This is a genomic window from Aeromonas sp. 603757, from assembly GCF_049171255.1.
GTDB lineage: Bacteria > Pseudomonadota > Gammaproteobacteria > Enterobacterales > Aeromonadaceae > Aeromonas > Aeromonas veronii_A.
In genome coordinates this window covers 75,448-94,439 of sequence record NZ_JAAKOE010000009.1, presented here as the reverse complement: position 1 = coordinate 94,439, position 18,992 = coordinate 75,448, and the positions used below count along the sequence as shown (strand labels likewise).

At 60.9% G+C, this 18,992-nt stretch carries 14 protein-coding genes; 8 read left to right on the top strand and 6 right to left on the bottom strand.

Features of this window, described 5'->3' with window-relative positions; translation table 11 throughout:
- The first annotated feature begins 46 nt into the window (after window positions 1–46).
- The 6 genes from G5332_RS10785 (at window position 47) to G5332_RS10760 (ending at window position 9,952) form a co-directional block, all read left to right on the top strand.
- Entirely contained in the window at window positions 47–1,054 is a 1,008-nt protein-coding gene (locus G5332_RS10785) for a substrate-binding domain-containing protein (RefSeq protein ID WP_041915397.1), read from the top strand.
- 189 nt (window positions 1,055–1,243) lie between these two features.
- The gene (locus tag G5332_RS10780; protein ID WP_421259355.1) at window positions 1,244–4,303 is read left to right on the top strand and encodes a beta-galactosidase; all 3,060 of its coding nucleotides are present in this window, start codon (window positions 1,244–1,246) and stop codon (window positions 4,301–4,303) included.
- Between the two features lie 276 nt (window positions 4,304–4,579).
- A complete protein-coding gene (mglB, locus tag G5332_RS10775; RefSeq protein WP_005340747.1) occupies window positions 4,580–5,566 on the top strand; it encodes a galactose/glucose ABC transporter substrate-binding protein MglB in 987 nt (328 codons plus the stop codon).
- A gap of 53 nt (window positions 5,567–5,619) precedes the next feature.
- Entirely contained in the window at window positions 5,620–7,140 is a 1,521-nt protein-coding gene (gene mglA, locus G5332_RS10770) for a galactose/methyl galactoside ABC transporter ATP-binding protein MglA (protein WP_041234376.1), read from the top strand.
- Between the two features lie 16 nt (window positions 7,141–7,156).
- Window positions 7,157–8,167, top strand: a complete 1,011-nt coding sequence (mglC, locus tag G5332_RS10765) for a galactose/methyl galactoside ABC transporter permease MglC (RefSeq protein ID WP_033136342.1) — start codon at window positions 7,157–7,159, stop codon at window positions 8,165–8,167.
- Window positions 8,168–8,218: 51 nt separating this feature from the next.
- Window positions 8,219–9,952, top strand: coding sequence for a methyl-accepting chemotaxis protein (locus G5332_RS10760; RefSeq protein ID WP_227341609.1), 1,734 nt, complete (start codon window positions 8,219–8,221; stop codon window positions 9,950–9,952).
- 67 nt (window positions 9,953–10,019) lie between these two features.
- Here G5332_RS10760 and trmA read toward each other — a convergent pair whose 3' ends face one another.
- Window positions 10,020–11,153: a tRNA (uridine(54)-C5)-methyltransferase TrmA gene (gene trmA, locus G5332_RS10755; protein WP_227341608.1), complete on the bottom strand. Its 1,134-nt coding sequence runs from the start codon at window positions 11,151–11,153 to the stop codon at window positions 10,020–10,022.
- A gap of 170 nt (window positions 11,154–11,323) precedes the next feature.
- Between trmA and G5332_RS10750 the strand changes: the two genes are divergently transcribed.
- Complete coding sequence (locus G5332_RS10750; protein WP_421172448.1) at window positions 11,324–12,466, top strand: DUF5610 domain-containing protein; 1,143 nt, start codon at window positions 11,324–11,326, stop codon at window positions 12,464–12,466.
- A gap of 89 nt (window positions 12,467–12,555) precedes the next feature.
- On the top strand, window positions 12,556–13,089 hold the full coding sequence (locus G5332_RS10745) for an ATP--cob(I)alamin adenosyltransferase (RefSeq protein WP_245132760.1): 534 nt from the start codon (window positions 12,556–12,558) through the stop codon (window positions 13,087–13,089).
- 99 nt (window positions 13,090–13,188) lie between these two features.
- On the opposite strand, the gene malZ is transcribed toward G5332_RS10745, so the two are convergent.
- The 5 genes from malZ to G5332_RS10720 form a co-directional block, all read right to left on the bottom strand.
- The gene (malZ, locus tag G5332_RS10740) at window positions 13,189–15,018 is read right to left on the bottom strand and encodes a maltodextrin glucosidase (protein ID WP_245132762.1); all 1,830 of its coding nucleotides are present in this window, start codon (window positions 15,016–15,018) and stop codon (window positions 13,189–13,191) included.
- Window positions 15,019–15,023: 5 nt separating this feature from the next.
- Window positions 15,024–15,854, bottom strand: coding sequence for an HDOD domain-containing protein (locus G5332_RS10735; protein WP_216952646.1), 831 nt, complete (start codon window positions 15,852–15,854; stop codon window positions 15,024–15,026).
- Window positions 15,855–15,942: 88 nt separating this feature from the next.
- Window positions 15,943–16,359 (bottom strand): META domain-containing protein, encoded by a 417-nt coding sequence (locus G5332_RS10730; protein ID WP_064341033.1) that lies wholly within the window; start codon window positions 16,357–16,359, stop codon window positions 15,943–15,945.
- A 165-nt stretch (window positions 16,360–16,524) separates the two neighbouring features.
- Window positions 16,525–17,886, bottom strand: a complete 1,362-nt coding sequence (gene yegD / locus G5332_RS10725; protein WP_216952647.1) for a molecular chaperone — start codon at window positions 17,884–17,886, stop codon at window positions 16,525–16,527.
- A gap of 92 nt (window positions 17,887–17,978) precedes the next feature.
- Window positions 17,979–18,968 carry a 2-hydroxyacid dehydrogenase gene (locus G5332_RS10720; protein ID WP_064341035.1) on the bottom strand — a complete coding sequence of 330 codons (990 nt, stop codon included), beginning with the start codon at window positions 18,966–18,968 and terminating at the stop codon, window positions 17,979–17,981.
- Window positions 18,969–18,992 lie beyond the last annotated feature (24 nt).

Below are 18,992 nucleotides of genomic sequence, written 5' to 3'. Positions count from 1 at the left end.
TGGGTATAATGGCGCTCTATTGCACAGTGAAAGAAGTGAAAACAGCATGAGCACCATCAAGGATGTCGCCCGTTTGGCCAATGTGTCAGTGGCAACGGTTTCACGGGTGATGAACAACTCCCCCAAGGCCAGCGCCGCGTCTCGCGAAGTGGTGCAGAAGGCCATGGCTGAACTGGGCTACACCCCCAACGCCAACGCGCGGGCACTGGTGAGCCAGACTTGCGACACCATGGGGGTAGTGGTCGGTGACGTGGCCGATCCCTTCTTCGGTGCACTGGTGAAGGGGGTCTCCGGCATCGCCGTCGAGCAGAACCTTCACCTGCTGATGGGTAACGGTTTTCACAAGGCGCGTCAGGAGCGTGAGGCGATCGAGCTGCTGATCGGCAAGCGCTGCGAGGCGCTGGTGGTGCACAGCAAGGCGCTTAGCGACGAGGAACTTTACGATTACGCCATGCGGGTGCCCGGTATGGTGCTGATCAACCGCGATATTCCGGCCCTCAAGGGGCGCTGCATCGCCCTCAACAACCGGCTGGGGGCGGCTACGGCGACTCGCCACCTGATCGAACTGGGCCACCGCCATATCGCCTTTATCAGCTCGGATCACGCCATCGAGGATGCCACCTTGCGTCTGCAGGGGTATCAGGATGGGCTGATGGAAGCCGGTCTGGCAGCCGATCCCGAGCTTATCGAGAGCGGCACGCCGAACGAGGAGGGGGGGGAGCGCGCCATGCTCAACCTGCTGGCCAAGGGGCTCAAGGTGACCGCCGTGGTGGCCTATAACGATGCCATGGCGGCGGGCGCCATCTCCGTGCTGGCGGACAACGGTCTGCGAGTGCCGGAGGAGGTCTCGGTAGTGGGCTTCGATGACATCATCTATGCCAGATATTTGCGCCCCAAGCTCTCCACCATGCGCTATCCCATCGAGTTGATGGCGGCCCAGGCGGCCAAGCTGGCCATTCAGCTGGCGGCGGGGGAGAGTGACGCGACCCAGAGCCGGATCTATACCCCCACCCTGATCAATCGCCACTCGGTGGCACCGGTTCGGGCCGGATAGCCCTCTTTTTCGGCCCTGTTCGGGACCGTTTCTTGCACGGTTATTGTTTTACTGGTTTTTAATCATTTTTACTCCGCTTTACTTAACAAAATCAGTGTAATCGTTTACATCTGTGTGAGCGAGATCGCCGTTCCCTGCGTCATACTTCTCTAGACTGAATACGTTTTCCAATCAGCAGGGAGAGAGTGAATGCTCAGGGAGATAGTGGCGCGTCAGGATTGGCAGACTCAGGCTATTACGTCGGTAAACCGGCTGGCAGCCCATACCCCCATGTTCAGCTGGCGCAGCGAAGCGGATGCCAGGGGTGATCTGGCCTCTTCCTCCCGTCTCTTGCTCGATGGCGAGTGGCGCTTCTCCTTCTTTGCCGCTCCCGAATTGGTGCCCGAGAGCTGGCTGGCGCAGGACCTGGTGGATGCCTGCCCCATTACAGTGCCGGGTAACTGGCAGCTGGATGCCGCCTATCCGGCTGCGCGGCCGCTCACCGATGGCCCCATCTACACCAATATCAAATACCCCTTTCCCTGCGATCCGCCCCGGGTGCCAGCAGAGAACCCCACCGGTTGCTACTCCCGCGAGTTCGATCTGCCCGCCGGCTGGCTGGCAAGCGGTCAGAGCCGGATCATCTTCGACGGGGTGAGCAGCGCCTTCCACCTCTTCTGCAACGGCCGCTGGGTCGGTTACTCCCAGGACAGCCGGCTGCCCGCCGAATTCGATCTGACCCCATATCTGCACACCGGTCACAATCGGCTGGCGGTGCTGGTACTGCGCTGGTCTGATGGCTCCTATCTGGAAGATCAGGATATGTGGTGGCTGTCGGGGATCTTCCGCTCCGTCGGCCTGCTGCACAAACCGTCCCGCCATCTGATGGATATGCGGGTGACCCCCGAGCTGGATGCCTGCTATCGGGATGGCCGTCTCAAGATTGCACTGCAGGTCGCCAATGGGGCCGCTCTGTCGGTGGAGGCCAATCTCTATGACGGTGGTGAGCGGGTCGCGACCCTGCTCCAGCCGATCGGCACCCAAGTCATTGATGAGAAAGGGGCGTATGACGATCGTGCCGAGCTGTGGCTCGACGTGGCTGCGCCTCGCAAGTGGAGCGCCGAGACGCCCCATCTCTATCGCTTCACCCTGACCCTGCTGGACGAGCAGGGCCTGGCCATCGAGAGCGAGGCGTGCGATGTGGGCTTTCGGGTGGTGGAGATCCGTGGCGGCCTGCTGCGGGTCAACGGGCAGCCGCTGCTTGTTCGCGGTGCCAACCGTCACGAGCATCACCCCGCCAAGGGTTATGCCATCGATCGCGCCACAATGGAGCGGGATCTGCTGCTGATGAAGCGCCACAACTTCAATGCGGTGCGCTGTTCCCACTATCCCAACCACCCCGATTTCTATCGCCTCTGCGATCGGCTCGGCCTCTATGTGGTGGACGAGGCGAATCTGGAGACCCACGGCATGACCCCCATGGGGCGGCTGGCGCGGGATCCCGCCTGGAGCAACGCCTTTTTGGAGCGGGCGACCCGCATGGTGGCGCGGGATTTCAACCACCCCTCCATCATCATCTGGTCGCTCGGCAACGAGTCGGGTTACGGCCCGGCTCACGATGCCATGTATGGCTGGATCAAGCGCAGCGATCCGAGCCGTCCGGTGCAGTACGAGGGGGGCGGGGCCGATACCCCGGCCACCGACATCATCTGCCCCATGTATGCCAGAACCCATCAGGATCAGCCCTTCCCGGCGGTGCCCAAGTGGGCGCTGGCCAAGTGGATTGGCCTGCCCGGCGAGCACCGGCCGCTGATCCTCTGCGAATATGCCCATGCCATGGGCAACAGTCTGGGGGGCTACGCCCACTACTGGCAGGCGTTTCGCGATCATCCACGTCTGCAAGGCGGCTTTGTCTGGGATTGGGTCGATCAGGGGCTCGACAAATACACCGCCGATGGCCGCCACTACTGGGGCTATGGTGGCGACTTCGGTGATGTGCAAAACGATCGCCAGTTCTGCTGCAACGGCCTGCTGTTCCCGGATCGCACCCCCCATCCAGCCCTGTGCGAGGCGAAGCGTGCCCAGCAACCGTTCCGCTTCACTCTGCTTGAGCGCACCCCGCTGCGGGTGAGGATCGAGAGCGAATACCTGTTTCGGGAAACCGACAACGAGCGGCTTTGCTGGCAGCTGTGTGAGAACGGCCATGTGCAGCAGCAGGGGGAGTTCTCCCTTGAGCTGGCGCCACAGGGGGTGGTCGAGTTGACCCTGAGCGAGGCGTTGCCCCCCTTTGCGGCAGGTTCACTGGCCTGGCTCGATCTGGCCATCGTTCAGCCCCAGGCCACCCTCTGGTCGCAGGCAGATCACAAGGTCGCCCGTCAGCAGTTCACCCTGCCGACCCCCCTTGCCCTGCCAGCGCCGGTCGCTGCCGCCACCCTGAGCGAGCAGCCGGATGGCTGGCGGATCACCGCCGCAAACAGCCAGTGGTGGCTCGACAAGCAGAGCGGCCGTATCACCAGTTGGCAAAAATCGGGGCAGGAGCAGTTGTTGGCGCCGATCATGGATCACTTCTACCGGGCGCCGCTCGACAACGACATCGGCACCAGCGAAGCGGATCACGCTGACCCCAACTCCTGGATTGCCCGCTGGCAGGCGTGTGGTCTCGGTCAGTGGCAGCACCGCTGTCTGGGGCTCGCGGTCGCCGGAGGGGATATCCGGGTCAGTCATGGCTACTTCCATCGTGATGAGCTGCTGCTGGTGAGTCACTGGCATCACCGCTTTACCGACAATGGCGCCATGAGCCTCGAGATAGAGACCGAGCTGGCACAGGTGCTGCCGTCGCTGCCGCGGATCGGCCTGCTGCTTCATCTGGCCGAGGTGCCAGCGCGAGCCGAATGGCTGGGGCGTGGGCCGCACGAGAACTATCCGGATCGCCTGCTGGGCGCCGATCTGGGGCGCTGGAGTTTGCCGCTGGAGGCCATGCACACCCCTTACGTCTTCCCGACCGACAACGGCTTGCGCTGCGATACCCGTCAGTTGCAGCTGGGCAGCACGACGGTGAACGGCAGCTTCCATTTCAGTGCCAGCCGCTTCAGTCAGCAACAGCTGGCCGCCGCCCGTCACCAGAGCGATCTGGTGGCCGAAGAGGGGCTGTGGGTCTGCCTCGATGGCGCCCACATGGGGGTGGGCGGGGATGACTCCTGGAGCCAGAGCGTGCGTCCCGAGTATCAACTGCTTGAGCGTAGTTACCGTTGGGGCTGTACTCTCCGTTAAGCCAGCTATTGAGGGGACTGCCTGGCCAGTGCGCCATTTTGACAACAGACCAGTAACGACTAGCCTCAATGCTGTGGGAAAGATTGAGTCTCAAATCTGATTTAAATTTATATGTATTTGAAAAATAAAAACAAAGTTTCAATGTAACAGAGTGTAATCGTTTTCATTTTGTCGTCATGATCACAGAAGAAATGACAACAAACTGATTACATTGATTGGCGCTTGCTCAATTGCTCGCCACCCTACAACACAGATAGACACATCGGAGCACACATAATGAAAAAACTGACCACAGTTGCCGCCCTGCTGATGGGCATGATGGCTGGAGCCAATGCCCAGGCTGACACCCGTATCGGGGTAACCGTCTACAAATACGACGACAACTTCATGGCGGTCGTGCGCAAGGCCATCGAGAAGGAGGCGGCAGCCACTCCGGGGGTGGAACTGCTGATGAACGACTCCCAGAACGACCAGTCCAAGCAGAACGACCAGATCGACGTGCTGCTGGCCAAAGGGGTGAAGGCGCTGGCCATCAACCTAGTTGACCCGGCTGCGGCCCCGGTGGTGATCGAGAAAGCCCGTGGCGAAGATATCCCGGTGGTCTTCTACAACAAGGAGCCGAGCGCTACCGATCTGGCCAGCTACGACAAGGCCTACTACGTGGGCACCGACTCCAAGGAGTCAGGGATCATCCAGGGTCAGCTGATTGCCAAACACTGGAAAGCCCATCCGGAGTGGGATCTGAACAAGGATGGCGTGATCCAGTTCGTGCTGCTGAAAGGGGAGCCGGGCCACCCGGATGCCGAAGCGCGCACCTCCTACGTGGTCAAGACCCTGAACGATGGCGGCGTCAAGACCGAGCAACTGCACATGGATACCGGTATGTGGGATACCGCCATGGCGAAAGACAAGATGGACGCCTGGATCTCCGGCCCCAACGCCAACAAGATCGAAGTGGTCATCGCCAACAACGACGGCATGGCAATGGGTGCAGTCGAGTCACTGAAAGCTCAGGGCAAGACTGCCATTCCGGTATTCGGCGTCGATGCGCTGCCGGAAGCGCTGGCCATGGTCAAGAGCGGTGCCATGGCGGGTACCGTGCTGAACGATGCGGCCAACCAGGCCAAAGCCACCTTCGAGCTGACCAAGAACCTGGCTGAAGGCAAACCGGCCGGTGAAGGCACCAAGTGGAATATCGTCGACAAGGTAGTACGTGTTGCCTACGTCGGTGTGGATAAAGACAACCTGTCCCAATTCGAGTAATTCCCTCCTCCAGGGCAAGGGAGATCCCCTTGCCCTTTTTTCAACCAGATGTGATGGCTGATATGACAACACAGCAACAATCAGAATGGCTGTTGGAGATGATTGACGTCAGTAAGAGCTTTCCTGGCGTCAAGGCACTCGATAATGTCAATTTACGGGTCCGTCCTCATTCTGTGCATGCGTTGATGGGCGAGAACGGAGCGGGAAAATCCACACTGCTCAAGTGCCTGTTCGGCATTTACGAGAAGGATCAGGGCAAGATCTTCTTCAAGGGGCAGGAGATCAACTTCACCTCCTCGAAAGAGGCGCTGGAAAATGGCGTCTCCATGGTGCATCAGGAGCTCAACCTGGTGCTGCAGCGTACCGTGATGGACAACATGTGGCTCGGCCGCTACCCCACCAAGGGGTGGTTTATCGACCACGGCAAGATGTATGACGACACCAAGCGCATCTTCGATGAGCTGGATATCGACATCGACCCCAAGGTGAAGGTCGCGACCCTGTCGGTCTCCCAGATGCAGATGATCGAGATCGCCAAGGCGTTCTCCTACGACGCCAAGATCGTCATCATGGATGAACCCACCTCCTCCCTGACCGAGAAAGAGGTGAACCACCTCTTCAAGATCATCAACAAGTTGAAGGAGAAGGGGTGCGGCATCGTCTACATCTCTCACAAGATGGAGGAGATCTTCCAGCTCTGTGACGAGATCACCATATTGCGGGATGGCCAGTGGGTGGCAACCCAGCCGCTCAAGGGCATGACCATGGATCAGATCATCGGCATGATGGTCGGCCGTGAACTGACCCAGCGCTTCCCTGAAAAAACCAACCAGCCGAAAGAGGTGATCCTCGAGATCGAACACCTGACGGCGAAGAACCAGCCCTCCATTCAGGATGTGACCTTCAACCTGCACAAGGGGGAGATCCTCGGCATCGCCGGACTGGTGGGGGCCAAGCGCACCGATATCGTTGAGACCCTGTTCGGCATTCGCGATCGCAGCCAGGGCAGCATCAAGCTGCACGGCAAAGAGGTGGCCAATCACAATGCCCACGAAGCGATCCGCAACGGTTTTGCACTGGTGACGGAAGAGCGCCGCTCCACCGGTATCTACTCCCGGCTCGATATCGCCTTCAACTCCCTGATCGCCAACATGGACAGCTACAAGGGCTCCATGGGGCTGCTCAGCGACAACAAGATGAAGAGCGATACCCAGTGGGTGATCGACTCCATGCGGGTCAAGACGCCGACCCAGCAGACCCAGATCGGTTCCCTCTCCGGGGGCAACCAGCAGAAGGTGATCATCGGTCGCTGGCTGCTGACCCAGCCGGAGATCCTGATGCTCGACGAGCCCACCCGCGGCATCGACGTCGGGGCCAAGTTCGAGATCTATCAGCTCATTCTGGAGCTGGCGAAGAAGGACAAGGGGATCATCATCATCTCGTCAGAGATGCCGGAATTGCTGGGGATCACCGACCGCATCATGGTGATGAGCAACGGCCGGGTCGCCGGGATCGTCAATACCAAAGAAACTGACCAGAGCGAGATACTGCGCCTGGCATCTCTGTACCTCTAGAGACAGGAAGACATTTATGGAGTCGGCTAAAAATTTCAATCTGATGCAGGCGCTCAAGGAAAACGCCATCTATCTGGTGCTGCTGGTGCTGCTCATGGTCATCGTGATCCAGGAGCCCTCCTTCCTGAGCCTCACCAACTTCAGCAACATCCTGACCCAGTCCTCGGTGCGGGTCATCATCGCGCTGGGGGTGGCGGGCATCATCATCACCCAGGGGACGGATCTCTCGGCCGGTCGTCAGGTCGGTCTGGCGGCACTCATAGCAGCAACCATGTTGCAGGCGCTGACCAACGTCAACAAGGTGTTCCCGACGCTGGGGGAGGTGCCCATTCCTGTGGTGATCCTGCTGGTGTGTGTGGTGGGTGCCCTGATTGGTCTGGTCAACGGTCTCATTGTGGCCTACCTGAACGTCACCCCGTTCATTACCACCCTGGGCACCATGATCATCGTTTACGGTATCAACTCCCTCTACTTTGACTCGGTAGGAGCCTCGCCGGTGGCCGGGTTTGATCCCCGCTTCTCCAGTTTCGCGCAGGGGTTTATCCGGATAGGAGGCTTCAAGCTCTCGTATCTCACCTTCTATGCGGCCATCGCCAGCGTGTTCGTCTGGGTGCTGTGGAACAAGACCCGCTTTGGCAAGAACATCTTCGCCATCGGCGGCAACCCGGAAGCGGCCAAGGTCTCCGGCGTCAATGTGGCGGTCAATCTGGTAATGATCTATGCGCTGGCAGGGGTCTTCTACGCCTTCGGCGGTATGCTGGAAGCGGGCCGGATCGGTAGCGCCACCAACAACCTCGGCTTCATGTACGAGCTGGATGCCATCGCGGCGTGCGTGGTGGGCGGGGTGTCGTTTGCTGGCGGGGTGGGAACGGTCGCGGGTGTGATTACCGGCGTACTTATCTTCACCCTGATCAACTATGGTTTGACCTATATCGGGGTCAGCCCTTACTGGCAGTTCATCATCAAGGGCGGCATCATCATTCTGGCGGTGGCATTGGATTCCATGAAGTACGCCAAGAAGAAATAACGATTGGCAGGGAGGGTTGGCGTTGCCAGCCCTCTCTTCTGGAGGGAACCCATGCCATTCAAGGTCAAGATTTACCTCTTGCTGCTACTGGCCATTCTGGTCACCATCGGCACTGCCGGGCTTAGCGTCAACCACTTCATCAGTGGCTATATTCGCACTCAGGCCACCCACAACATCAACGAGCAGATCACTCTGGTCAAAGAGAAGCTGGCCAGCGACATCAATCAGAAGATTCTGTTGGCCGCCAACCTCAACTTCGGGGTGACCAACGTCAAGAAGACCCTGCAAGAGACCGGCTTTCACAACATCGTCAAGGTGATCGGCGACATGGCCTTCGACGTGAGCGGTGTCATCAACGACAGCGCCAAAGTGGATGCCCTGCGCAAGTTGATCCCCGCCGCCAACAACCAGATCACCGTCAGCCCGCTGCAACAGGTGGATGGCAAGCCGGTCATCACCATTCTGGTGCCACGCGGTGCCGATTCCGCCTATCTCTACTACCTCGACATGAGCGAGTTCAAAAGCCTGCTGGAGAAGATGAGTGGCGATGGCCGCTACTTCTCGCTGGCCGACAGTCAGGGCAACAGCCTCTATGACAGCAAGCCGCAGGGGGAGAGCGAAGCGCGCCCCAACCAGCTGGATATTCGCGGCAGCAGCTGGACGCTGACCGGCTACATCGATCTTGACTACATCAGGGCCATGACCCGGGCTCTCAACGGCCAGATCATCATGGCGCTGTGCGGCGTGGCGATCGTGGTGATGGTGCTGGCGATGTTGGCGCTCAATGTGGCATATCGCCCCATCCTCTCGCTGCGGGATCTTGTGCTGGAGCTCTCTCGCGGCAGCGGCGATCTCACCCGCCGACTGGCGGTGACCAGCAAGGATGACCTTGGCCAGATCTCGGCCGGGATCAACCGCTTTATCGAGCGGTTGCAGGAGATGATGGGGGAGGTGCGGCAGGCGAGCGGCCAGCTCAACAGCGGCATCGAGGGGTTGGCCAACCAGACCGGCGCCGCCCAGTCCCTGCTGGCGGACCACGTGCGCGAGACCGAGCAGGTGGTGACCGCCATCAACGAGATGAGCCGCACCGCGGTCTCCGTCTCCGAGAGTGCGGCCAGCACCGCCCAGCTCACCGGCCAGAGTCAGCAGCTGGCGAGCCAGTCCCGTCAGGTGGTGGATCAGGCGATGGCCAGCGTGATGGCGCTGGTAGACGAAGTGGAAGCCACTGCCCGCTCCATCGAGGTGATGCAGCAGGATGTGCAGCAGATTGGCTCAGTGCTCGGGGTGATCGGCAGCATTGCCGAACAGACCAACCTGCTGGCGCTCAATGCCGCCATCGAGGCGGCCCGCGCCGGTGAACAGGGGCGCGGTTTTGCGGTGGTGGCAGACGAGGTGCGCTCCCTCGCTGCCCGCACCCAGCAGAGCACAGCCGAGATCCAGACCATGCTGGCCAGTCTGCAGCGGGGCACCCGAACTGTGGTGGAGGCCATGGGCAACACCAAGCAGAGCTGTCAGGGGGCGGCCGAGAACACCACCAGGGTCAACGAGTCGCTGGATCTAATGGCGGGGGAAGTAGTGGAGATCAACGATCTCATCAGCCATATCGCCACGGCGGCGGAACAGCAGAGCGCGGTGGCCGAAGAGATCAATCGCAACATGAGCGCCATTGCCGAAGTGATCCGCCAGCTGACCCACAATGGCGAAGCGACGGTCGCCAGCTCTGCGGCGATGCAGCAGACCTACGACCGGCTGCGGGAGATCGTGGGCCACTTCCGGTTGGAGTGAGGCCGGTGTTCAGTCAATAACAAAACAGGGCCATCCGGCCCTGTTGTTGTTTTCCTGTCTGCCTGAATCAACCGGCCTTGCGGCGCAGATAGACCCCGGCTTCCATATGATGGGTCCAGGGGAACTGGTCGAACAGGGCGAAACGGGCGATTTCGTGGGTTTCCCCCAGCACGGCCATGTTGGCCTGCAGTGTCTCGGGGTTGCAGGAGATGTAGAGGATGTTGTCGTACTCCTGCACCAGCTTGACGGTGGCATCGTCGAGACCGGCGCGGGGCGGGTCGACGAAGATGGTGTTGCACTGGTAGCTCTTGAGGTCGACCCCCTTGAGGCGGTTGAACTCCCGTTCACCACGCATCGCCATGGTGAACTCCTCGGCCGACATACGCAGGATGATCAGGTTGTCGACGCCGTTGGCGGCGATGTTGAACTGGGCGGAGTCGACGCTCGGCTTGGCGATTTCGGTGGCCAGCACCTTGCGGAAGTTCTGCGCCAGCGCGATGGAGAAGTTGCCATTGCCGCAATAGAGCTCCAGCAGGTCCCCTTCGCTCCCCTTGGTCACATCCAGCGCCCAGGCCAGCATCTGCTCGTTGATGGCGGCGTTGGGCTGGGTGAAGCTGTTCTCCACCTGCTTGTAGATGAGCTGGCGACCCGCCACGTTGAGCTGTTCGATGACGAAGTCATCCCCCAGACAGATCTTCTGCTTGTGGGCGCGGCCAATCAGCTGTAGCTCGAACCCCTTGGCGCGCAGATCTGCCTGCAGCGCTTCGGCGGCTTGTCGCCATTCGGCCTCCAGCTTGCGGTGATAGAGCAGGCTGACAATGATCTGGCCGGACTGGGTGGAGAGGTAGTCAATCTGGAACAGTTTGCGGCGCAGCACCGGATGTGGGCGCAGCCCCTCCAGCAGCAGCGGCATCAACTGGTTGATGAGGCGGCTGGCGGTGGGGAAGTGGTCTATCTTGATGATCTCTTTGGTCGCCGGGGCATACATGCAGTGGAAGAGGTCATCCCCTTCGTGCCAGATGCGAAATTCGGCGCGCATCCGGTAGTACTCCGCCGGTGAGCTGTGCACTTCCAGCGCCGGGAGGGTGAAGCCGGCAAACAGCCCGGTGAGGCGAGCGCGCTTTTCGTCGAGTTGGGCCTGATAGTCGGCCGCGGTTCTAGGCGCCGGAGCGTTCGCGGAAGGCTGTTGGGACTGGGTCATAAATACCTCACATGCACACCGGCCGGGCCGGGTCGAAATCGGGGGAAGGCAACAGGCCACCCAAAGGGGCCCGATTTTAAAAGCCAGCCGCAGATTGTCCAGTATTTTGTGGTCAAGAAGTGTTCAGTCAGGCCGATAGCTGATCTACAGGCATGGTGGGAGGACACATTATGCAGATCGAAGGCGTGGGCGCAGCCCAACCCAAGGGAGTGGGTGTTTCTCCCAAATCGCCCCAACAGGCGGAGCAGAAACAGGTCAAGAGCGAGGAGGCGGTCTCCTTGCACAAGCCGCCCAAGTGGGCGCAGGTGCTGATCCAGCAGGCATTGCAGTTCTCGCTGGAGATCAATGGCCAGGGCTATCAGGCGCCGAAGGTGAAAGAGCCCGAGGAGATCACGCCGGAGACCCTGTTCGACTTCCAGTCGGTGGCGGACAACGTGCTGCAGTTCGTGACCGGGCGACTCGGTGCCGCGCGGGCCGATGGCAAATCCGACGACGACCTGACCGGGATGATGGAGCAGGCCCGCAAGGGGATCGACAAGGGCTTTGACGAGGCGAAGAAGCAGCTCGGCAAGTGGGCGACTGACAACGAGGATATCAAAACTGGTATCGATCAGAGCTACAAGCTGATCCAGAAAGGGCTCGAGGAGTTCGAGAAGGAGTTCTTCGGCAAGGTCTCCCCGACCGACATGGGGCAGGCCGAGATGGCCAGTCGCCAGCAGGGTTATCTGGAGATCCAGACCAAGGATGGCGACAAGGTGGTGCTGCGCTTTAACGACAGCTGGCAGACCAAGTCCCAGACCAGCGAGAGCGGCAGCCAGTTCAGCCTCAAGTCGAGCCAGAGCTTCAGTTTCTCGCTGGAGGGGGATCTCAGCAGCGACGAGATGGAGTCCATCGGCAAGCTGGTCAAGGGGATCGATGAGCTGGCGGGGAGCTTCTTCTCCGGCAACTTCGAGGATCTGCTGGACAAGGCGGGCGAGCTGAAACTGGATGACAGCCAGCTGGCCTCCTACTCCCTCAAGCTCAAGCAGAGCGTCAAGCTGAGCCAGACCTATCAGGGGGCCAGCTCCCTGCAGGATCTGCTCAAGCCGTTTGCCGACTATCTGCCCAAGCTGGATCAGGTACAGAAGCAGGCAGATACCCTGCTGCCGGAGTCACAGCAACAGGCGCTGACCCCGGCAGTGCTGGCCGCTCGCGGTCAGAGCGATCCGGCACAGATCAGCAGCTTCACCAACTTCAACCAGCGCATGCTGGAGGCGCTGCGGATGATCGGCCAGTTCCAGCCGTCCACCGAGCCCGCCAGTAAGAACGCCTGAGCCACAGCGCGTAACTCAAGTAATGAGCTGCCGTTTGCCAGCCCTTCCCGGGGCTGGCAAACTGGCCTTTTCTCCAATCCGGTTGCCCCATGAACCCCAAGAAGCCAAGAGACAAGCGCGAGCTCTGCTACCCCTTTATCTTTGAAAGCTCGCTCAAATGTGATTTTGAAATCGCCACGGACGAGCTCTGTTGTCAGGTCGGGGCCGTGCTGTCACACCTTGCGCCGGATGCGGATACCGAGCCCGTGCTGGCGGATCTCGCGGCGTTGCAGCGACTTATCTACAACCTAAACGGATCGGTACGCGGCAAGCTGGGGATCTTCGATGCAGATCTTGAGTGGCTCAAGGCCCGTTACGACCACTACAACGAGGCGAGTCGCGGCAGCGTCACAGGTTTCGTGCTGCCGCAGGGGCCGCAGCCCATCCCCACCCTCCATCTGTGCCGCTGTGGCAGCAAGAAGGTGGTGCGGCTGCTGGTCAGGCTGGAAGAGAGCGGGGTGGCCTTCGATCCCATTCTCTATCGCTTCGCCAACCTGCTGGCCAACTTCTTCTTCGTGCTCACCGTCTACCTCAAGCAGCGCTGGCAGGTGCCGGAAGTGCCCTACGTCAGCATCAATTACTGATGGCGGCAGGCAAAGAGCCAAACGTCATGGTGGATTGAACGAAATAAAAAACCGGAGCCTTGGGCTCCGGTTTTGTTTTTCAGCATGTCAGTTGCCCACTCAGCTGGAGATCAGTACTCTCGCCGAGTTGGCGGGGATGGTGAGCTGCACCTCGCCCTGCACCACTTCAAACTTCTCGCCGTTGAAGGCGTCGGTGAAGCGGCTGGCAGGGCTGGCGGTCTGCCACAGGGGCAGGCTGATGGTGCGCGGCTCGCTCGGGTGGCGGTTGCAGGCTACTACCACCTGATCGCTTTGCAGGGTACGGGCGAACACATAGCTGTGGGGCCCGGCATAGAGGGTCTGGATATCGCCACGGCGCAGGGAGGGGCGCTGGCGGCGGATCTGGATCAGCCGACGATAGTGGTCGTGCAGCACGTGATCCCAGTCTGTGGTATCCCACGGGAAGCAACGGCGGCAGTCCGGGTCGTTACCGCCGGAGAGTCCCACTTCATCGCCGTAGTAGATGGAGGGCACGCCGATATAGGTGAGCAGCAGGGTGGCCGCGAGGCGCATCCGCTGCTTGTCCTCGCCCAGCAGATGGAGGAAGCGGGCGGTGTCGTGACTGTCCAGCAGGTTGAACTGGGCCAGCTGGTTCTTGAACGGGATATGGGCCCGCGCCAGTTTGAGCCAGCGATCCAGCTCTTCGGCGCTGATCTTGATGGGGTGGTAGGCGATATCCTTGCCAGCCAGGAAGGCACGGATCGGGTGGGCGAAGCCGTAGTAGTTCATGGCGCCGTCCTCCTGATCCCCTTGCAGCCACTGGCTCGCCTCGAAGAAGTGTTCGCCGAGCACATAGGCGTCCGGGTTCTCCTGCTTCACTGCCCCGCGAATGGCGCGCACGTGACCACTGTTGCCCTCGGCGGTGCCGCGCTCGCCCAACATGTGGATGACGTCAAAGCGCCAGCCATCGATCTGGTAGGGGGCGCGCATCCAGTAACGGAGGATGGCGTCATCGGCCCGATAGACGGCGTCTTGCACCTTCTCGCAGGAGAAGTCGAGCTTGGGCAGGCTGCGAATGCCCTTCCAGCTGACGTAATCCCCTTCTTTATCAAAGGTGTAGAAGCTGCGCCACGGGGAGTCCGGGTTGCTCTGGGCTCCCAGTGGCGGGCAGAACCAGGGGTGCTCGGTAGAGGTGTGGTTGACCACCGCATCGAGGATGATCTTCATGCCGCGCTGGTGCAGGTTGCGGGTCAGCTCGGCGAACTGCGCGTTGCTGCCGAGGTGGGCATCGACCTTGAAGTAGTCCTGGGTGTCGTACTTGTGGTTGCTCGGCGAATCGAAGATGGGGTTGAGGTAGAGCGCCGTCACCCCGAGAGATTGCAGATAGTGCAGCTTGGCATCGATCCCCGCCAGATCGCCACCGTAAAACTCGCAGGCGCCGTGGCCCTCTTCATGGCGACTGACCGGTTCGCCCCACGCCTTGCTGATGACCGCTTTGCCGCGATATTCGTACTCGTGATGCTTGACGCTCAGCGACGGGTCGCCGTTGCAGAAGCGGTCGGGGAAGATCTGGTAGAACACCTGATCCTGCACCCAGGCCGGTGGCTGGTGCAGGCTGTTGAAGCGAAAATGTTGCTCCCGTGGCGGCATGGACGCGCTGACGCCCGCCCCGTGCAGCCACCACTGCTCCTCGTCGGTGAGGCACTTGAAGCTGTAGAGGTGGATATCCTGTCCCTTGATGAGCGGCAGGGTCGCCTGCCACACCTGCAGCCGATCGCGGGTGGAGACCGCCGTCATCGGGATCAGGTACTCCTCGTTATCCGGCTCGTGGCGTAGCCACACCTCGCGGATCGGTGCATCCAGATCGCTAAAGAGGGTCAATTGCAGTGCGTCGGCGCTCTCTTTGAACCAGGGCGCCACCTGGGGATGAAACAGAAACGGATGGGTCATGATGCTTATTGAGTCAGAAGATCGGCAAGGGCATTACCCTGTTCATGCAGTGTTTCGAGCTGGCCTGCCAGCGACTTGGGATCCAGTCCCAACTGGTCGGCGAGCGGTTTGGGGAAGCGGGCGATGATGGCCTGGGCAGGCACTCCCGCGTTCCAGGCGAAGGAGATAAACACGGCGAGGCGGATCAGCACCGCCTCCTTGCTGACCGGATCGTGGGAGAGGGGATCCAGCTGTTGGGAGATGGCATCGACGAAGGCCTCGGAGAGGTTCCAGCGCCGCGCCAGCTCGGCACCGAGCTGGGCGTAGTCGTAACCCAGCATCTCCCGCTGTGCCTCGACCCGGCTGCTCCCCTTCTGGATCGCCAGATTGATGAGCTCCGCCTCTTCCGGCAAGGTACTCTGGATCAGTAGTTCGCCGATGTTGTGGATAAGAGCACAGGTGAAGGCGGTCTCGGGGTCGAGCACCTTGGCCTCCTGCGCCAGGGTCCGGGCTATGGTGGCGACCTGGAAGGTCTCGGTCCAGAACTTGTTCTTGTCGAAGCTGGGCGGGGCCTTGAAGGTGCCGATGATGCCGGAAGCGACCACCACAGAGCGCAGTCGGTTGAAGCCGAGGCGGATCACCGCCTGTTCGATGGAGGTCACTTCGTTGCCACGGCGCAGGGCGGCCGAGTTGGCCATCTTTAGCACCTTGACGCTGATCACCTGGTCCATGGCGATCTTGGCCGCAATCTGGTCGATGCGGGCATTCTCGTCGTTGAAGCTCTGCATCAACTCGTGCAGCAGCTTGGGAATAGTGGGGAGTTGTTTGATCTTGTCAAACAGGCGATCCATCGACATGGCTGAGGCAGCCTCCGTTGCGAACTCTGCCTCATATTGTGCCACAGCCGGACAACATGTTCCTGTTTGTGATGCGGCTTTGTGAGCGCTAGAACACCCAGTCGCGCAAGGTGTATTCCAAACGGTGCTGTTTGCCCTGCAGGATCAGGTTCTGACTGGTGCCGCTCAAGGTCGCCCCCTCGGTAAGGGTGGTCAGTACAGCCTGTTCGATAGTGTCGAGCGGCGGCATGCAGGCCATTTCGGTGCTGCCCAGACTGGTGATCCACAGTTTGTCATCTTCCAGATGGCCCTGACCGAAGTAGCGGTTGCAACCGGCGATGCCGTTGACGGTGAAGTGCTCGCCGATCTCGAAATCGGGAGGATTGTCGCGGGGGGCCTTGATCGGTTCGCCATCCAGTTTGCTCAGTACCCAGTGGTGGTGTTGCAGATCTTGCTGAACAAAGGCGGTCGAGCTGCAGCCAGCGAGCAGTAACAGGGGGATCAGCAAAAAGGGCAATCTGGGCATGAGGGGGCTCCGGTTGGGGGAGCGTCAAGAATACCCTTTTTGGGCAGTCGGGAGCAGGGCGGGAGAGGGGACGACCGACCGCTTCTGTCGCCCCTTGTCCCGCACGACTGTCGCTTAATGGCAACACACGGGTGATGTTGCCATCGATTTACGCTATCTCAGGGCTCAGTTGGCGAACAGCCGCTCGGCATAACGGGCAAGACCCGCAGCCACCGAGCCAAAGTCATCGCCACCCTCAAGCGGGATGGAGGGGATCTTCTGGCGGATAAAGCTGGCGATCAGCGGCGAGCGGGCGCTACCGCCGGTGACGAAGATGCGGTCGGGTTGCACGCCGGCAGCGGCGATCGCCTCATCCATCAGCTCGCCAATCTTCTCCAGCAGCAGGGCCGAGGCGTTGGCCAGCTGTTCGCGGGTCAGCTCCGCTTCCAACCCTTTTTCCAGCTCGGCCAGCGACTGGCGATTGAGCTCCTGCTCCGAGAGGGCGATCTTGCCCTGCTCGGCACGCCATACCAGCTGGTGGCTCAGCTTGTGGGCCCGCAGGCTGGCCAGACGTCCCAGCTTGCTGCCGGGTTGGCTGTCGAGCTGCAGATCCTGCAGCTGGCGGGCGGTGTCGAGGCTGTAGAAGCGGCTCTGGGCACTTACGTCGTTGATGGCGGCCGCATCCCAGAACAGCGGATGGGGCAGCGGCTTGCCGGTCTTGAGGGTCTCGTGCATGCCGAGCAGCGGCATCATCCCCTCCACCGTCAGGCGGATGTCGAAGTCGTTGCCGCCGATCCGCTGGCCGCTGTGGCCGAGCAGATCGCCGCTGCGATCCAGCTGATCTCGGTAGCTCGGACCCATCCGCAGCATGGAGCAGTCGGTGGTACCGCCGCCGATATCTACTACCAGTACCACGGCGTCTTCGGTGAGGCGCGCCTCGAATTCAAACCCGGCGGCCACCGGCTCATAGAGGAACTCCACCTGCTCGAAACCGGCCAGACGGGCCGCCTCGGTCAGGATAGCGATAGCTTGCTGGTTGCTCTCTTCCCCCGCCAGGCCCTGGAAGTTGACCGGGCGACCGATCACCGCCTGGCGGATCGGGGCGCCGAGCTGCTGTTCCGCCTGCTGACGGACGTGGAGCATCATGGCGCAGACGATGTCTTCAAACAGGGCGATCTGGGGGGCCTTGAGGCCATAGGCGCCGAGAAAGGATTTCGGCGATTTGATGTAGTAGCCGTCGTCCGGCTCTTCCAGATAGCGCTCCAGCGCGGCACCGCCAAAGCTCAGCTCGTCGATCAGCCCCTCTTCCCGCATCTGGCGGCGAACCGTCTGGGCGCGGGTGACCACGGGGCCACGTAGCTTGAGGTACTCCGCCTGCTGGGCGGGTGCCAGCCCTTCGGCCAACAGACCGGCGATAGCATCCCGGTGGGGCGCATGCAGGGTGGAAGGGAGATAGCGGGATGCGCCAAGATTCAGCAGCCTGGGGCTACCTTGTTCCATCACGGCCACGGCACAGTTGGAGGTGCCGTAATCAAATCCGATAAACATGGGCGCCAGACTCCTGAATAAAAAAGGGGGGCTAGCCTACCCGAAGGCGCCGGGTCTCACAACCCGGCGCGTGACGAAGAGAGGGCGAGCCCTTATTCCACTTCGTTGTCGCAGCGGCCCTGGATCTCGATGGCGCGGATATTGCCGAGGGTGGTATCGGCGATGGCGTGCAGCGCCTCGCGGGTCAGGAACGCCTGATGGCCGGTGAACAGCACGTTGTGGCAGGCAGACAGGCGGCGGAACACGTCATCGGTGATCACCTCGTTGGACTTGTCGGAGAAGAAGAGATCCTCTTCCTCCTCGTAGACGTCCAGCCCCAGTGCGCCGATACGGGAGGTCTTGAGCGCCTCGATGGCGGCGTTGGAGTCGAGCAGACCGCCACGGCTGGTGTTGATGATCATCACCCCGTCCTTCATCTTGGCGAACGCCTCCTTGTTCAACAGGTGGTAGTTCTCTTTGAACAGCGGGCAGTGCAGGCTGATGATGTCGGATTGGCGGAACAGGGTATCGAGATCCACGTACTCGGCACCCAGCTCGATGGCTGCCGGATTCTGGTAAGGATCGTTGACCAGCAGGCGAACCCCGAAGCCCTTGAGGATGCGCAGGGCGGCCAGACCGATCTTGCCGGTGCCGATGACGCCAACGGTCTTGCCATGCATGTTGAAGCCGACCAGCCCCTCCAGCGAGAAGTTGGCGTCGCGGGTGCGCTGATAGGCTTTGTGGATGCGGCGGTTGAGGCACATCATCATGCCGACCGCGTGTTCTGCGGTCGCCTCGGGGGAGTAGGCGGGCACCCGCACCACTTTCAGCCCCAGCTCTTTGGCCGCGGCCAGGTCCACGTTGTTGTAACCGGCGCAGCGCAGGGCGATCACCTGGGTGCCGTTGGCAGCCAGTTCGGTCAATACCTCGCGGTCGGCATCGTCATTGACGAACAGACACACCACTGGGAAGCCGTGAGCCAGTCGGGCCGTTTTGGCCTCCAGCCGCACATCGAAAAACTCTAGGTCGAAGCCGTACTGGCTGTTGGCCTGGTTGAAATGCTCTTTGTCATAGCTCTTGGTACTGAATACGGCGACTTTCATGGTATGTGCTCCGCAGCGTGTGTG

What these genes read in the sequence shown, in the direction of transcription:
- G5332_RS10730 (WP_064341033.1), bottom strand. Translation starts at nt 16,359, where the DNA reads ATGCCCAGATTGCCCTTTTTGCTGATCCCCCTGTTACTGCTCGCTGGC.
- G5332_RS10720 (WP_064341035.1), bottom strand. Translation starts at nt 18,968, where the DNA reads ATGAAAGTCGCCGTATTCAGTACCAAGAGCTATGACAAAGAGCATTTC.
- mglB (WP_005340747.1), top strand. Translation starts at nt 4,580, where the DNA reads ATGAAAAAACTGACCACAGTTGCCGCCCTGCTGATGGGCATGATGGCT.
- yegD (WP_216952647.1), bottom strand. Translation starts at nt 17,886, where the DNA reads ATGTTTATCGGATTTGATTACGGCACCTCCAACTGTGCCGTGGCCGTG.
- G5332_RS10785 (WP_041915397.1), top strand. Translation starts at nt 47, where the DNA reads ATGAGCACCATCAAGGATGTCGCCCGTTTGGCCAATGTGTCAGTGGCA.
- G5332_RS10735 (WP_216952646.1), bottom strand. Translation starts at nt 15,854, where the DNA reads ATGTCGATGGATCGCCTGTTTGACAAGATCAAACAACTCCCCACTATT.
- malZ (WP_245132762.1), bottom strand. Translation starts at nt 15,018, where the DNA reads ATGACCCATCCGTTTCTGTTTCATCCCCAGGTGGCGCCCTGGTTCAAA.
- mglA (WP_041234376.1), top strand. Translation starts at nt 5,620, where the DNA reads ATGGCTGATATGACAACACAGCAACAATCAGAATGGCTGTTGGAGATG.
- mglC (WP_033136342.1), top strand. Translation starts at nt 7,157, where the DNA reads ATGGAGTCGGCTAAAAATTTCAATCTGATGCAGGCGCTCAAGGAAAAC.
- trmA (WP_227341608.1), bottom strand. Translation starts at nt 11,153, where the DNA reads ATGACCCAGTCCCAACAGCCTTCCGCGAACGCTCCGGCGCCTAGAACC.
- G5332_RS10750 (WP_421172448.1), top strand. Translation starts at nt 11,324, where the DNA reads ATGCAGATCGAAGGCGTGGGCGCAGCCCAACCCAAGGGAGTGGGTGTT.
- G5332_RS10760 (WP_227341609.1), top strand. Translation starts at nt 8,219, where the DNA reads ATGCCATTCAAGGTCAAGATTTACCTCTTGCTGCTACTGGCCATTCTG.
- G5332_RS10745 (WP_245132760.1), top strand. Translation starts at nt 12,556, where the DNA reads ATGAACCCCAAGAAGCCAAGAGACAAGCGCGAGCTCTGCTACCCCTTT.
- G5332_RS10780 (WP_421259355.1), top strand. Translation starts at nt 1,244, where the DNA reads ATGCTCAGGGAGATAGTGGCGCGTCAGGATTGGCAGACTCAGGCTATT.